This is a genomic window from Gordonia sp. IITR100, assembly GCF_002009645.1.
GTDB lineage: Bacteria > Actinomycetota > Actinomycetes > Mycobacteriales > Mycobacteriaceae > Gordonia > Gordonia hongkongensis.
Genome location: NZ_MVKV01000003.1, coordinates 39192 through 53116, shown reverse-complemented (window position 1 = coordinate 53116; position 13925 = coordinate 39192). Strand labels below are relative to the sequence as shown.

The 13925-nt window shown below is 68.1% G+C and carries 19 protein-coding genes; 3 read left to right on the top strand and 16 right to left on the bottom strand.

Annotated features, from left to right (window positions below; genetic code table 11):
• Nucleotides 1-73 precede the first annotated feature (73 nt).
• Nucleotides 74-940, bottom strand: coding sequence for a siderophore-interacting protein (locus B1818_RS06640; RefSeq protein WP_058250092.1), 867 nt, complete (start codon nucleotides 938-940; stop codon nucleotides 74-76).
• 172 nt (nucleotides 941-1112) lie between these two features.
• Between B1818_RS06640 and B1818_RS06635 the strand changes: the two genes are divergently transcribed.
• The gene (locus tag B1818_RS06635; protein WP_058250091.1) at nucleotides 1113-1691 is read left to right on the top strand and encodes a TetR/AcrR family transcriptional regulator; all 579 of its coding nucleotides are present in this window, start codon (nucleotides 1113-1115) and stop codon (nucleotides 1689-1691) included.
• Between the two features lie 2 nt (nucleotides 1692-1693).
• Here B1818_RS06635 and dprA read toward each other — a convergent pair whose 3' ends face one another.
• The 3 genes from dprA to B1818_RS06620 all read right to left on the bottom strand — a co-directional run bounded on the left by dprA (nucleotide 1694) and on the right by B1818_RS06620 (nucleotide 4847).
• The gene (gene dprA, locus B1818_RS06630) at nucleotides 1694-2836 is read right to left on the bottom strand and encodes a DNA-processing protein DprA (RefSeq protein WP_058250296.1); all 1143 of its coding nucleotides are present in this window, start codon (nucleotides 2834-2836) and stop codon (nucleotides 1694-1696) included.
• Nucleotides 2836-4344 carry a YifB family Mg chelatase-like AAA ATPase gene (locus B1818_RS06625; RefSeq protein ID WP_058250090.1) on the bottom strand — a complete coding sequence of 503 codons (1509 nt, stop codon included), beginning with the start codon at nucleotides 4342-4344 and terminating at the stop codon, nucleotides 2836-2838. The genes dprA and B1818_RS06625 overlap by 1 nt, the downstream gene beginning before the upstream one ends.
• Before the next feature lie 131 nt (nucleotides 4345-4475).
• Nucleotides 4476-4847 carry a hypothetical protein gene (locus B1818_RS06620; protein ID WP_058250089.1) on the bottom strand — a complete coding sequence of 124 codons (372 nt, stop codon included), beginning with the start codon at nucleotides 4845-4847 and terminating at the stop codon, nucleotides 4476-4478.
• A 191-nt stretch (nucleotides 4848-5038) separates the two neighbouring features.
• On the opposite strand from B1818_RS06620, the gene bluB reads away from it, so the two are divergent.
• Together bluB and B1818_RS06610 are read left to right on the top strand one after the other, a co-directional pair.
• A complete protein-coding gene (gene bluB / locus B1818_RS06615; RefSeq protein WP_058250088.1) occupies nucleotides 5039-5677 on the top strand; it encodes a 5,6-dimethylbenzimidazole synthase in 639 nt (212 codons plus the stop codon).
• Nucleotides 5678-5776: 99 nt separating this feature from the next.
• Nucleotides 5777-7126 carry a DUF4185 domain-containing protein gene (locus tag B1818_RS06610; RefSeq protein WP_078112250.1) on the top strand — a complete coding sequence of 450 codons (1350 nt, stop codon included), beginning with the start codon at nucleotides 5777-5779 and terminating at the stop codon, nucleotides 7124-7126.
• Between the two features lie 9 nt (nucleotides 7127-7135).
• Here B1818_RS06610 and B1818_RS06605 read toward each other — a convergent pair whose 3' ends face one another.
• From B1818_RS06605 to rpsP, 12 genes are all read right to left on the bottom strand, one after another.
• Entirely contained in the window at nucleotides 7136-7540 is a 405-nt protein-coding gene (locus B1818_RS06605; protein WP_078112249.1) for a YraN family protein, read from the bottom strand.
• Nucleotides 7541-7640: 100 nt separating this feature from the next.
• Nucleotides 7641-7952 carry a DUF2469 domain-containing protein gene (locus B1818_RS06600; RefSeq protein ID WP_004572292.1) on the bottom strand — a complete coding sequence of 104 codons (312 nt, stop codon included), beginning with the start codon at nucleotides 7950-7952 and terminating at the stop codon, nucleotides 7641-7643.
• Nucleotides 7949-8638: a ribonuclease HII gene (locus B1818_RS06595; protein ID WP_058250085.1), complete on the bottom strand. Its 690-nt coding sequence runs from the start codon at nucleotides 8636-8638 to the stop codon at nucleotides 7949-7951. Before B1818_RS06595 ends, B1818_RS06600 begins: the two co-directional genes overlap by 4 nt.
• Before the next feature lie 7 nt (nucleotides 8639-8645).
• Entirely contained in the window at nucleotides 8646-9506 is an 861-nt protein-coding gene (lepB, locus tag B1818_RS06590; RefSeq protein WP_078112248.1) for a signal peptidase I, read from the bottom strand.
• Between the two features lie 18 nt (nucleotides 9507-9524).
• Nucleotides 9525-9866 carry a 50S ribosomal protein L19 gene (rplS, locus tag B1818_RS06585; RefSeq protein WP_004572295.1) on the bottom strand — a complete coding sequence of 114 codons (342 nt, stop codon included), beginning with the start codon at nucleotides 9864-9866 and terminating at the stop codon, nucleotides 9525-9527.
• A gap of 195 nt (nucleotides 9867-10061) precedes the next feature.
• The gene (locus B1818_RS06580) at nucleotides 10062-11036 is read right to left on the bottom strand and encodes a hypothetical protein (protein WP_078112247.1); all 975 of its coding nucleotides are present in this window, start codon (nucleotides 11034-11036) and stop codon (nucleotides 10062-10064) included.
• Nucleotides 11033-11383 carry a hypothetical protein gene (locus B1818_RS06575; protein WP_078112246.1) on the bottom strand — a complete coding sequence of 117 codons (351 nt, stop codon included), beginning with the start codon at nucleotides 11381-11383 and terminating at the stop codon, nucleotides 11033-11035. The genes B1818_RS06580 and B1818_RS06575 overlap by 4 nt, the downstream gene beginning before the upstream one ends.
• Nucleotides 11370-11714 (bottom strand): YbaB/EbfC family nucleoid-associated protein, encoded by a 345-nt coding sequence (locus B1818_RS06570; RefSeq protein ID WP_078112245.1) that lies wholly within the window; start codon nucleotides 11712-11714, stop codon nucleotides 11370-11372. Before B1818_RS06570 ends, B1818_RS06575 begins: the two co-directional genes overlap by 14 nt.
• 41 nt (nucleotides 11715-11755) lie before the next feature.
• Nucleotides 11756-12475: a tRNA (guanosine(37)-N1)-methyltransferase TrmD gene (gene trmD / locus B1818_RS06565; protein ID WP_078112244.1), complete on the bottom strand. Its 720-nt coding sequence runs from the start codon at nucleotides 12473-12475 to the stop codon at nucleotides 11756-11758.
• On the bottom strand, nucleotides 12475-13008 hold the full coding sequence (gene rimM / locus B1818_RS06560; RefSeq protein ID WP_065628991.1) for a ribosome maturation factor RimM: 534 nt from the start codon (nucleotides 13006-13008) through the stop codon (nucleotides 12475-12477). Before rimM ends, trmD begins: the two co-directional genes overlap by 1 nt.
• Nucleotides 13009-13034: 26 nt before the next feature.
• Nucleotides 13035-13277 carry an RNA-binding protein gene (locus B1818_RS06555; protein WP_004572301.1) on the bottom strand — a complete coding sequence of 81 codons (243 nt, stop codon included), beginning with the start codon at nucleotides 13275-13277 and terminating at the stop codon, nucleotides 13035-13037.
• Nucleotides 13274-13711, bottom strand: coding sequence for a 30S ribosomal protein S16 (gene rpsP / locus B1818_RS06550; RefSeq protein WP_058250078.1), 438 nt, complete (start codon nucleotides 13709-13711; stop codon nucleotides 13274-13276). Before rpsP ends, B1818_RS06555 begins: the two co-directional genes overlap by 4 nt.
• Nucleotides 13712-13925: the final 214 nt, after the last annotated feature.

Here is a 13925-nt window from a genome sequence, read left to right as displayed (position 1 = left end):
CGCGTCGGACACCCGAGTGCAACCGCACACGCGGCGTTGTGGCCGAATCGGTGCGGTGTCCGGTCGGTGGGCCTCAGCCCTGGGCGCCGACGGCCTCCTCCTCGGCCCGCAGGTCGGCTTTCCACTGTCGGAAGCCCTCCTCGGTCCGGCCGCGCCGCCAGTACCCGGAGATCGAGGCGTTGGCCGCACTCACGCCGCGTTCCTTGCGGATGTAGGCCCGCAGGTTGTGCATGACCGCTTGCGCCTCGCCGTGGATGAACACGTGCGGTTCGCCCTCGAGCCATTCCGTCGCGCGCACGGCCGCGATCAGCGGGGCGTTGTCACCGGCGAGCGAATCGTCGACGTCCGCCGCGGGTCCGCCGCGGTGCACCCACGAGACCTGTGCCCCGGCGGGTGCGTCCAGGTCGAGTTCGTCGTCGGGGCCGGCGACCTCGATGAAGACCTTGGCGACGGCGTCGGCGGGAAGGGCTTCGAGTGCGGCGGCCACCGCGGGGAGACCCGCCTCGTCGCACGCCATGAGATGCCAGGGGGCATCGGATCGCGGACGGTAGCCACTACCCGGCCCGATGAAACGGATCGTCTCGCCTGGCTCCACCGAGGCCGCCCAGGGGCCGGCGATGCCCTCGGTGCCGTGCACGACGAAGTCGACGACGAGCTCGCGGGCCTCCGCGTCGACCCGGCGCACCGTGTAGGTACGCAAGACGGGTTGCCGCTCGGGCGCCTCGTTCGTACGGATCTCCTGGAGATCGAACGGTTCGGGATAGCTGACACCCGGCGGTGCGAAGACGAACTTCACATACATGTCGGTGTCGGGTTCCCCGGACTTGCCCAGAGCCGGTCGGAAGTCGTCGAACCCCTCCCCGCCCAGGTAAAGGCGTACGAAATGCGGGCTGATCCGCTCTCTTCGTAGCACCGTCATCGTGTTCACGCGTTTCGCCATCGAACCTCCCTTTCGGGTCAACCCTACGCCTACGAGATTAGGCCACCCTTAGCTTTAGAGCGGCGAACCACCCATCCGCGGTTGTAAGGTTTTCTATCGATCAAGCGATGTGAATTTGAGACTTTGCCATTCCTAAAGTCAGACGTCGCGAGACCCGACCAGAGGTGACTCCATGCCGGATCAGCCCGTGGACCAGTCCACCCCGCGCCGCGGCTCGCGGCTCAGTGTGGAGGACTGGCTGGAGGCCGCGACCCAGATCCTGGTCGACGACGGGATCGACGCCCTCAAGATCTCGCGCCTCAGTGCGCGCCTCGGTGTGACCAAGGGCAGCTTCTACTGGCACTTCACCGACATCGGGGCGCTGAAGACCGCGCTCGCCGAACACTGCCGACGGGCACAGTCGGCGGCGGCCGACCGGATCGAGGCACTGGAAGCCCTACCACCGGTCGAACGGGTCGAGGGGATGGCGCGCCTGCTGTCGGACCCTCGCCGCTGGGCGATGGAGTCCGCCCTGCGCCGCTGGGCCCAGACGGACGAGTCGATCGCGAACTCCGTCGATGCACTCGACTGCCGGATCTTCTCGATCGCGATCTCGGCCATGCGCGAACTCGGGTTCTCGGAGGCCGAGGCGCACGCACGCGCGACGACGCTCCTGTACGCGGGAATCGGTTATGTCCACGCTCATGGCCGTCTGAACGAGGCGACGGTCGAGGATCTGCATGTCATCATCGACGTCCTCACCCGCCGCTGAGGTCACGCCAGCCGCCATCGTCCGTCCACGTTCTGCACGTACCCCTTGATGTCGAGGTGCGCGAGCGCCGCGCGGACGGTTCCGATGTCGAGGCCGGCGGCGAACGCGATCTCGTCGATCCCCACTCCACCCCGGCCGGGAATGGCGTCGTGGACCCGTAGTTGCTCGGCGTCGAGCGCGTCGGTCGGTTTCGCGCGGCCGCGGCCGATGTCGCCCCCACCGTCGGGTCGTACCAGGTTGATCACCGACGCGACGTCGGACACCAGTACGGCGAGCTCGTCGGCGATCATCCGGTGACATCCGACCGAGGTCGCCGAGGTGACGGGACCTGGAACGGCTCCCAGCGGCCGGCCGAGCTTGCGCGCCCAGGCGGCGGTGTTCGCCGCGCCGGACCGTCGCCCTGCCTCGACCACGACGGTCGCGCCGCTCATCGCGGCGACCAATCGGTTCCGGGTGAGGAACCGATGTTTCGCCGCTGTCGTCCCGGGCGGGTACTCGCTGATCACCGCGCCCGTGCGCGCGATCGCGGTCAGCAGCGACGAGTGTGACGCCGGGTAGTCGCGGTCGATGCCACACGCCATCACCGCCGCGGTCACCCCGCCCGCCGCGACGACCGCGCGGTGAGCGGCGCCGTCGATGCCGAACGCCCCGCCGGACAGCACTGCGAAACCCTGGGCCGACAACCCCGAAGCGAGCGTCTGCGTGACGTGTTCGCCATACGACGACGCGGCACGGGACCCGATCAACGCGATCGACGCTGCGGCGAGGTCGTCGAGCCGGGCCGGACCGCGCACCCACAGGGCCAGCGGTTCGCCTCCGCGCGCGGCCGTGTCCGCCTGCCCCAGCGCCAGCAACGACCAGGCCGGCCACTCCGGATCGGCACGGGTCACCAGGCGCGCACCGACCCGCTCGGCGGCGTCCAGATCGTCGACCGCACAGTCTGATTCGCTCCGAGCCGCGGTGGCGGCGAGCACCGTCTCGTGGCCGCCGGGCACGGTGCGCCGACGGATCGCCGCAGCCGCCTCGACCGGACCGATGTCGTCGACGAGCGCGATGACCGCGGCGCACGGCGGTTCGGCAACCCGCGCCAGATAGGCCCAGGCGATGGATTCCGGCGACCGGGGTTCCGACGGATGGGCGGGGATCACCAGGTCGCTCCTCGGTCTCGGTACAGAAGCGCTTGTGCGACATCGTCTTCGACGGGACGCCCGGACCCGCTCAGATCGCTTAGGGTCCATGCCAGCCGCAGAGCGCGATCGGCACCGCGGGCCGTCACGCGGCCGTCTCGGAGGAACAGTTCGATGGGCCGCAGCACGTCGGGCGGCAGCCGGAACCGCTGCCGCAGCGCGGACCCGGGAACCTCGGCATTGGTGCGCCACCCGAATTCCGACCAACGCTCGATCGCAGTGGCACGCGCCGCGGTGACGCGGGCCCGGACGTCGGCACTCGACTCCCCGACACCGCTCATCAGCGCGGTGTTGCCCGGTGGGTCCATCCGCACGCGGATGTCCACACGGTCCAGCAGCGGTCCGGACAACTTGCCCAGATAGCGCCGCCGCACGACGGCCGTGCAGACGCAGTCGACGTCGTGGGCGGGCGCGCACGGACACGGGTTCGCCGCGAGGATCAGCTGAAAGCGCGCGGGATAGACCGCCATGCCGTCACGCCGGGGCACCCGGACCTCGCCGTCCTCGAGGGGTTCCCGCAGGGATTCGAGCGACTTGACACTCATCTCGGCGCACTCGTCGAGGAACAGCACTCCTCGATGCGCCTTGGACGCCGCGCCCGGCCGGGCGAATCCGGTACCGCCACCGAGCAGGGCTGTGATCGATGAGCTGTGGTGCGGGGCGACGAACGGCGGTTCGGTGATCAGCGGACGTCCGGGCGACAGCTCCCCCACCAGCGAATGGATCGCCGTCACCTCCAACGAGTCCTCGAGACCCAGCGGCGGCAGAATGCCCGGCAACCGCCGCGCGAGCATCGTCTTGCCGATCCCCGGCGATCCGGTCATCAGGACGTGATGAGCTCCCGCGGCGGCGATCTCGAGCGCATGCCGGGCCTCGTGCTGCCCGACCACGTCGGCCATGTCGGGGACCGGCGGCGCCTGCGTCGTCGCCGCCGCATGCACCGTGTCGAGCACGTGGTCACCGGCCAGCCACTGCGTCACCTCTTTCAGACTGCTCGCTCCACCGACGTCCATCCCCTCGACGAGCGCCGCCTCGGCAACGGTCTCGATCGGCACCACCGCCCGTCGATACCCCTCCTGCCGCGCCGCGATCACCGCCGGCAACACCCCGCGGATCGGCCGCACGGTGCCGTCCAGACCGAGCTCGCCCAGAAAAACCGTCGACGACAACTTCTCCGCCGACACCTGTTGCGTGGCAGCCAGAATGGACACGGCCATCGACAGATCGAACCCCGGACCGATCTTCGGCATATCGGCCGGCGACAACGCCACCGTCACCTTCAACTCGGGAAAACTGAACCCGGAGTTCTTGATCGCAGCCCGCACCCGGTCCCGCGCCTCCCGAACCGACGAATCCGGATTACCCGTCACCGCGAACCCCGGCAGACCCGAACTCACACTCGCCTGCACGTCGACGACCTGCGCGACAAAGGCATTGAGCCCCACCGCCTGTGTTTGCCCCAACATGGGCACAGTCTCACCGGAAACACACGTGGCGGGTGGCGCCGAACCACTCACACAGTCGATCTGTGGATGACCTCGCGGTTGTGCACGTCCTATACGAGCGCAGGTCGGCTCGTAACGTCAGTCGCGCCAAGCTACGTATCGGCGACCTTCCGATCTCCCACGAACACTTTCAACGTCCTCCCGTCGTCCTGGTAGCTCAACTCCGCCGACACGTCGTACTTCACGTAGGCGCGACCCTCACCACCGGTGGTGTGATCGATGACCTCGAAACGGGTGACAGTGCTCGAAGAGAGCGCAGATCGCGAGTCCTTCGGCGTAGCCGAGAGCCATTCCCTGAACTGGTCGGCTTCCTCCCACGCCACGCAGACACCGCAACGCGATGACCTGTTTTCAGTCTCGAGCTCCGGGAAATCTTCCAGGTCGGTGGTTTCGCAGCGCTCGCCCCACATGTCGGTGACGTACTGCTCGAACAATGAAAGCGCGTGTGCGCTGTGTGCGTCCATCTGTCCCTCCGGACGACGAAGAGATTCAGAGTCCTCCCAGTGACAAGGGTTGTCCAGTGATTTGCCATCGCCCATTCCGGCCACGCGTCGATCGACTCAGACCCAACAGCCCCACACCCGTGAGCGCCGTCGCTACGTGCATGAGGGACCCACTCCGTCCATGGAGGGCCCCGGACTACGCTCGACGACCGATGGACGACGGAACTTTCGACGATGCGTTCGTCGGCGATCTCGACCGACTACTCCGATGGCGTCGCGACGTCCGTCGCTTCCGCCGCGAACCACTTGAACCCCACGTGCTACCCGAGATCCTCGACGCTGCCGAACTGGCTCCGTCCGTGGGCAACAGCCAGCCGTGGCGCTGGGTCGAGGTGCGTTCCGCCGCAGCCCGGCAAACGGTGCGCGACAGCTTCACTCGCTGCAATGCCGACGCGCTGGACGGTTATACGGGCGAACAAGCACGGCTGTATTCGTCGCTCAAGCTCGCCGGTCTCGACGACGCTCCCGTCCACCTCGCCGTGTTCTGCGAGCCCGGTGTCGAGCAGGGCCGGGGACTCGGCCGACAGACAGTGCCCGAGACGCTGGAGTATTCGGTCGTCACCGCGATCTCCACACTCTGGCTGGCTGCGCGGGCCCGAGGCGTCGGGGTGGGGTGGGTGTCCATCATCGAACCCGAGGAGGTTTCCGAGGCACTTGCCGTACCGCCGGCCTGGAAGCTGGTCGCCTACCTGTGTATCGGCTACCCCGCGCACGACTCGGAGACACCGGAACTCGAACGAGTCGGCTGGCAGTCACGGACGTCCGCCGGGGAACGCTTCTTCGTGCGCTGACACCAGATCGTGACCCCGCGGAGCGCGCGATCCGCATGCAACTCAAGTAACAATAGTCACGTCAATCACTTCTGTCACAAGAGTAACTGGAGGACGCGCGTGTCGAGCCGTCTCACCACGAGTGTCCGACTGGCCCTCGCCGGGGTCATCGCCTTCAGCGGCACCGCGGTCGCGCTGACGACCGGTGCCGGTGTCGCGCACGCCGCGCCGTGCGGCAACGCGAGCACGGGCTCGAGCTTCCTGGGCTTCGGGTCCAGCGGTTCCAGCGGCTCGAGTGGCTCCAGCGGGTCGGAGGGCTCGTCGGGCAGCTCGAGCATCCCGAACCCGGGACCGCAGCGGCCGTTGATCCCCTATGTCGGTTCCAAATCACGCACCGTCGGATGGGTGACGGGCCCGCTCAGCGCCAACCGCACATTCAGCCGGTTCGGTATCGGCGGCACCGATCTCGGCGTCTCCTGGGACAACGGCCGCGGCCAGACGCTGATGGCCTTCGGAGACACCTTCGGCAACTGCAACGCGCCGGGACAGCAATGGCGGCACAACGTGCTGCTCCGCACCGACGACGACAACCTCGCCAACGGACTCTCCGTCCCGGCCGGTCGCGAAGGCGACGTGACGTCGGGTTCGGTGATCGCGCCCGGCCAACCGAACTACGCGCAGGAACTGATCCCGTCGCTCGGCATCTCCAATGTCGAGGTCACCACGATCCCGACGGCGGCCATCTCTCTCCCGCACGGCGACGGCTTCCGCCAGTACATCAATTACATGTCGGTGCGCTCGTGGGGTTCGCCGGGCAACTGGGTCACCAACTTCTCGGCGATCGCCCATTCCGACGACAACGGCCAGACCTGGGTCACCGATCAGGACACGATCCTCATCAATGCTCCGGTCTCGCTCCGACTGCCCGGCGAGTTCCGGCCGATCGAGTTCAACAACGGCAAGTTCCAGCAGAACGCGTACGTCCGCGGCCGGCCCGGGACACCCGAAGCCGAGTACGTCTACCAGTTCGGCACCCCGAACGGACGATTCGGCGCCGCCTTTCTCGCGCGGTTCAAACCCACGGACATCCTCGATCTCGACGCGTACGAGTACTGGGCCGGGAAGAGTCGCGGCTGGGTGGACGACATCGCCGCGATCCCCGACGACGGCTCGGCGGTCGTCGTCCGACAACCGGTCACCGAACTCTCGGTCGCCTGGAGCCCGTACCTCGAGAAATACGTCATGCTCGATGGCGACAACGACATCACGCTGCGCACCGCCGATCATCCCGAAGGCCCGTGGAGTGCACCGAAGACCATCGTGCCCCGCGGTGCGCTTGTCGTCTACGGACCGATGATGCTCCCCAACTCCCCCGCGCTGCAGGGGGATTCGAAGGAGCTCTACTTCAACGCATCGCGGTGGAGCGACTACAACGTGATGCTGATCCGGACCGATCTGAGCAAGCTCTGACACCCGGGCTCACACGTGCACACCCTGGTGATGCCGCACCTGCGCACGAGCCAGATCGTCGGGAGCGGCCTGGTCGAGGCGCACGCTGACGACGTCGAACCGGATCTGCGTCCATCGCTGATCCTGCGCCGCCAGCCACATCCCCGCGAGTCGGCGCATCCGGGCGAGCTTCGTCGGCGTGACCGCCATGACCGGATCGTCGTACGTGCGGCTCGCGCGAGTCTTGACCTCGACGATCACCAGGACCGACCCATCCGCGGCCACCAGATCCAGTTCGCCGTAGCGGGTACGCCAATTGCGCTCCAGGACAGTCCAGCCCAGCGATGTCGCGTAATCCGCGGCCACGTCCTCACCGAGCCGGCCGATACGACCGCGGCGATCGGGGCGAGGATGGTCGCGCGCTTGTGCACTCATGCCGATCAGATTCGCGCATAGCCGATTTCGTCGACCGTCCGAAAGCGAGCAACGCCCTGATCTGTGAACGATCAGGGCGTTGTCAACAGATTGCGCGTGGTCAGGGCTCGTCGGGCAGGCGGAGTTCCGACTTCTCGAGTTCCTCGATGTTGACGTCCTTGAACGTGATCACGCGAACCTGCTTGACGAACCGCGCCGGGCGGTACATGTCCCACACCCAGGCATCGCTCATACGGAGTTCGAAGTAGACCTCGCCGTCGGTGTTGCGCGGGATCATCTCGACCGCGTTGGCGAGGTAGAAGCGCCGCTCGGTCTCCACCACGTAGGTGAACTGCCCGACGATGTCCTTGTACTCGCGGTACAGAGAGAGTTCCATCTCGGTTTCGTACTTCTCGAGATCCTCAGCACTCATCCTGTCAGCCTATCCCTGTTGTCGTTTGCGCTGGTGACCACACGTGCCGCGACATTACGGTACGACATGCGGTGTTGTGGTGAGGGGCCGGCGGCGTCGATGCGCGACATGTGCAACGCCGTGCTGTAGCCCTTGTGGATGGCGAAGTCGTACCCGGGCAGGTCGTCGTCCATGGCGACCATGATGCGGTCTCGGGTGACCTTGGCGATGATGCTGGCGGCGGCGATGCACGCGGCCGCCCCGTCTCCCCCGATCACGGGCAGGGACGGCGCCGTCAGTCCCGGCACCGCGAACCCGTCGGACAGCACGTACCCCGGTTTCACGTCGAGGGCGGCCACCGCCCGGCGCATGCCCTCGATGTTCGCGACGTGGATGCCGATGCGATCGATCTCGGCGGCTTCGATGATCACCGCACTCCAGCTCTGCGCGTAGCGCGTCACCGAGCGGTACAGCTCCTCGCGGGTGCGCTCGGTCAGACGTTTCGAGTCATCGAGGTCGGCGAGGGAGACGAGCTGCGTCGGCTTCAAGACGCAGGCCGCCACGACCAGCGGGCCCGCGCACGCTCCGCGGCCGGCTTCGTCGACCCCCGCCACGGGCCCCAGACCCTGCCGGTGCAGGGCGAATTCGAACGTCCGCAGGCCCGCGGCACGGCGGACGGGTGAGCGGGGTGGCCATCGAGTCGTCACAGCTGTCTCACCCCTGCTGCGGATTGAACGAACCGACACCACCGATCCGCGAGAAGGGGTAGATGATGAACCGGACCTTGCCGCGGATGTCGCTGACCGGGACGGTGCCCTGGTACTGGTCCTCGACGTGGTAGCGCGAGTCCTGCGAGTTCAGTCGATTGTCACCCATGACCCACACGTTGCCCTCGGGCACGGTGATCGGACCGAAATCCGGCCCGAGACACGGAGGTACCTGGTCGCCCGGCCCGGCGACACCGGGCCCGAACGACGCGACCGTCTCCTCTTGGAGCTTCATGTCGATGTAGGGCTCGCGCAACGGGCGACCGTTGACCTTCACGCCGACGCCCTCGTCGTTGCGACATTCCACCGTCTGACCGCCGGTCGCGATGACCCGCTTGACGAGGTTGTTCTCGTCCGGCGGCGCGAACCCGAACCACGACAGCGCATCCTGCGCCTTGTGCATCACCGGGTTCGTCGATCGGGGCGACACCCAGGCGCCGTTCCACGATTCCGACGGGCCTTTGAAGACGACGACGTCGCCGGGTTGCGGATCACCGAACCGGTACGTGAGCTTGTCGATCACGATGCGGTCGTTGGTGCAGCCGTCGCACCCGATGAGGGTGGACTCCATCGACTCCGACGGGATGACATACTGCCGACCGATGAAGGTCTGCAGCACCCAGGTGAGGAGAAGGACGCACCCCACGATGATGACGACTTCGCGCAGGAGCGAACTCGAGCCGGACTTGCGCTTGCCGCGCTCGTCGGCATCGGATTCGGCCGGGTCGGTCTTCAACCTCCACGGACGCTTGGCGTCGTCGGCGCGGTCGTCGTCGGGGGCATCGTGGGGTCGCTGTGTGTCGGCCACCTCGTCAGGTTAGACGCGTCAGCGCTTTTCCTTGATCTTGGCTGCCTTGCCGCGCAGATCGCGCAGGTAGTAGAGCTTGGCGCGACGGACGTCACCGCGGGTGAGGACGTCGATCTTGGCGATGTTCGGGCTGTGCACCGGGAAGGTGCGCTCGACGCCGACGCCGAAGGACACCTTGCGGACGGTGAAGGTCTCACGCACGCCGCCGCCCTGACGACGGATGACGACGCCCTTGAACACCTGCACGCGCTCCTTGCTGCCCTCGATGACCTTGACGTGGACGTCGAGGGTGTCACCGGGGCCGAAGTCCGGCACGTCGTCGCGGAGGGACTGCTTGTCGAGGAAGTCGAGCGTGTTCATGTGTCGTGGTCCTTGTCTGGCGGAGAACGTTGAGCAGAGGAACCTGGCGGCCCGTGGGCTCGACCGGTTCGTGCTCCGAGTCGTTGGCGTCGCAGCCGGCGGTCTCGGAGAGACAGCCCCGGACACGGGGCATCGTCGGCAGGCAACCCGACTATTGTGCCAGAGACACCCCGGGCCGACGAAATCGCGGAGCCGCTACGTCCGTGGCGCCACGATCACGACGTCGTCGGCCTGCAATGCCGAGATGGTGGCGGGCTCCATCGGCGTCGCCGCGGCGATCGCTCTCGGCGTCACACCGGCATGCACCATGTGGTCGAGGATCGCGAGTTCGGGCGCCCGGCCGTTGGCGGTGAGTGCCTCGTCGTCGGCGAGTTCCACCCCCGCCCGCTGATAGGGCTGCGGGTCGTTGGTCCCGACGACGACCACCCGGGCTCCCCGCGGACCGGTCCCGACACCCACTGCGGTCCGGAACCAACCGGCGATCGATGCCGGGACCATGGTCTGGAGTCGCTCGGCTCGCCCCCGCAACCAGGTCAGGTCGTTCGCGCCGATCCCGTCGCGGTCGGCGCGAGCCCGCGCGCCGGCCAGACCCCCGAGACCGGCGGCCATCGCACCCGCCGCACCCAGTGCCCCGAGCGGCATCATCGGCATCATCCCGCTCGTCGCCGCGGGTGCAGCGGCGCTCTGCCCTGCCTCACCCGACCGTTCGGTGTGATCGTCCCCCGCCGCGGTGAGGGCCATCCGGCCGGTGCTCGCGGCCTCGACCCGCCACGTGTCGTCACCGATCGCGGCGTTCACCTCGGCACGCCGGATATCGCGGTCGGCGATCAGTGCGACCACCGACATCTGCTGCTGCGTGTCGATCACCGTCCGGGCATACGCGTCCAGCGACGTCCCGAGCGCGCGCAGCCGTTCCGCCGCTCCGGGCAGATCGGCACCGGCGATCTGTCCGAGCCCGTCGACGACGGCATCGTGGAACCGGCCCGCGGTCGAGTCCCCCGTCGCGTACGAGTCGGTCACCGACGCCACCGCCTCGGCGAGGCCGGCCACCCTCTCGGCGAGTGCCCGCACGCGCTGGGCCGAGTCGCTCAGTGCCGCCGCGTCGGCGGTCGGCCACACCCCCGGGGCCAGTTCCTCGGCGATCCGCTCGGCCTCGCCACGCGCCGTCATGCGTCGGCCCGGCCGATACGCGCCGAGGCCTCGGCATCTCGGTCGAGGAGGTCGTCGATGCCGGCGACGAGGGCGCGGCGGTGTTGTCCGAGACGGTTCTCGACGTCGTGCAGACGATCCGTCGACGCCGCGGCCGCCGGCGAGAACCCCGTCCGGAACGCACCCGCCGAGTTCCCGGTGCCTACTGCCATGTCGACGTCGATGAGCAGCGCGGCGAGCTCGGTCTGTATCGCCGTGAGTTCCGCCGCCGCGGCCTGCAGTCGCGTCGCCACGACAGCGGCGGCACCGGGGTCGGCGGCGACCCGGGGACCGGCGTCGGCCGCCGGCGAGAGGTCAGGGTCGGTCATCGGCGACCACACTGTCGAGGCGGGCGTCGGCGTAGTCGATCGGCAGATCCGGTGCGCCGGAAAGGATGTCGGCGGATCTGGTGCGCAGCGCGGTGTCCGCCTCGGCGATCAGCGTGGTCAGCAGGGCGGACAGTTGATCCGCGCGGTATCGACGCAATGCGGAGGGTTCGATCATGATGTCCACCGCACGGCCGCGCGCGTCGACCGTCACCGCGACGAGCCGGTCGTGACTGGTCGCCCGGGAGGTCAGCTGCGACAACGACTTCCGGACCCGTTCGAGTTCGGTGCGTTGCCGGTCGAGTTCCTCGACCATGGCCGAATACCCCTGCATCGTCTGCTGGACCCCCGTCCGAGTCGAACCTCTGCCGCATCCTAGTCGGTATCGCCCGGATGGTCCGCGGAGGAGTCCACAGGGTCCGGGAGGAGATCAGGCCGGCGCGCGCGCGTCCGCTCGAGGGCCTGTTCGGTACGCCAGCGTGCCACCTTCGCATGGTCGCCACTGAGGAGTACGGGCGGGACGTCCAGACCGCGCCACGACACCGGCCGCGTGTAACTCGGACCTTCGAGCAGCCCGTCGGAGAACGAATCCTCCTGATGCGAGCGGGGATTGCCGAGTACGCCGTCGAGCAGCCGGACGGTCGCCTCGATCATGGCCATGACCGCGACCTCTCCCCCGATGAGGACGAAGTCGCCGAGGGAGACCTCTTCGACGCGCACCCGTCGGGCCGCGTCGTCGAACACACGCTGGTCGATACCCTCATACCGGCCGCAGGCGAACACCAGATGCTGCTCGGTGCTCCAGCGACGCGCGGTCTCCTGGGTGAACGGCACACCGGCAGGGGTCGGCACGATCAGCAGCGCGTCGTCGGGGCACACCTCGTCCAGGCACGGCCCCCAGACGTCGGGTTTCATCACCATGCCGGGCCCGCCGCCGTACGGCGAGTCGTCCACGCTGCGATGGACGTCGTGCGCCCAGTTGCGTAGGTCGTGGACCGCCACGGTGATCCGTCCGGCGTCGATCGCCTTGCCCAGCAAGGCAACTCGGAGCGGATCGAGGTACTCGGGGAAGATCGACACGACGTCGAGGCGCATCACGGCGCCTCGTCGAGCGAATCCGGATCCAGCAGCCCCTCCGGGGGGTCGATCACGATCAGCTCGCGACCGACACTCGGCACGATCTCGCGCACGAACGGCACGAGCACCTCACGGTCGTCGGTGGTGCGTACCGACAGCAACTCGCCGCCGGGCAGATGCAGGACCGATTCGACGACGCCGACCGCGGAGCCGTCGGTGAGTTGTACGGGCACGCCCTCGAGTTCGTGGTCGTAGAATTCGTCCGGGTCGTCGGAGGGCTCCACCTGCGAACTGTCGATGAGGAACAGGGTGCCGCGCAGGGCGTCGGCGGAATCCCGGTCCGCGATGCCGGCCAGGGACACCAACAGCCGCCCGGAATGATCCCGGGCGGCTGTGACGGTGAAGTCCCGTTCCCCGGCACCGCGCGGCAGACGGCCACGCAGCACCGAGTTCGGGGCGAAACGCATCTCGGGCTCGTCGGTGCGGACGTCCACGACGACCTCACCACGGATTCCGTGTGACTTGACCACACGGCCTACGACGAGATCCACGATGCGCTCGGTGTTCGGGTTCTCGGTCAGCGGTCGGTGTCGACGATGTCGACACGCATCCCGCGGCCGCCGATCCCGGAGACCAGGGTGCGCAGCGCGGTGGCGGTACGACCGTTGCGACCGATCACCTTGCCGAGGTCGTCGGGGTTCACGTGGACCTCGACGAGCCGGCCGCGACGGCCGGTGACGAGGTCGACCCGGACGTCATCGGGGTTGGAGACGATTCCGCGGACCAGGTGCTCGACCGCGTCGGCGACGACTGCGCTCACGCGTCACCCTCGGCGGCGGGAGCCTCGGCAGCCTCGTCGTCCTTCTTGGCGGCCTTCTTCTTGGGGGTGGTCGCGGCGGCGACCGGCTCGTTGTCGGCGGCGGCGAGCGCGGCGTTGAACAGGTCGAGCTTCGACGGCTTGGGCTCGGCGGTCTTCAGGGTGCCCTCGGCGCCCGGCAGGCCCTTGAACTTCTGCCAGTCACCGGTCACCTTGAGGATCGCGGCCACGGGCTCGGTCGGCTGCGCACCGACTCCCAGCCAGTACTGCGCGCGCTCGGAGTCGACCTCGATCAGCGAGGGCTCTTCCTTGGGGTGGTACTTGCCGATGGTCTCGATGACCCGGCCGTTGCGGCGGGTGCGGGCGTCGGCGACGACGATGCGGTACTGCGGGTTGCGGATCTTGCCGAGCCGCGTGAGCTTGATCTTGACAGCCATGTCTACTTCTCTTTCGTGTGGTCACTGCGCAATTCAGCAATCCGCCCGGACAGGCGGACCCGGTTTTGCGTCTGTAGTGGTGTGACCGTCGGGCGGCCGTGACCGGATCCGACGAACCAGCGAATCATTGTGCCAGACCGGGCGGTGAGTACCGAATCCGGTGATCGGCCTGCACAGGGAACAGCCGATGGACCGGCATGTGGTCACCCACCCG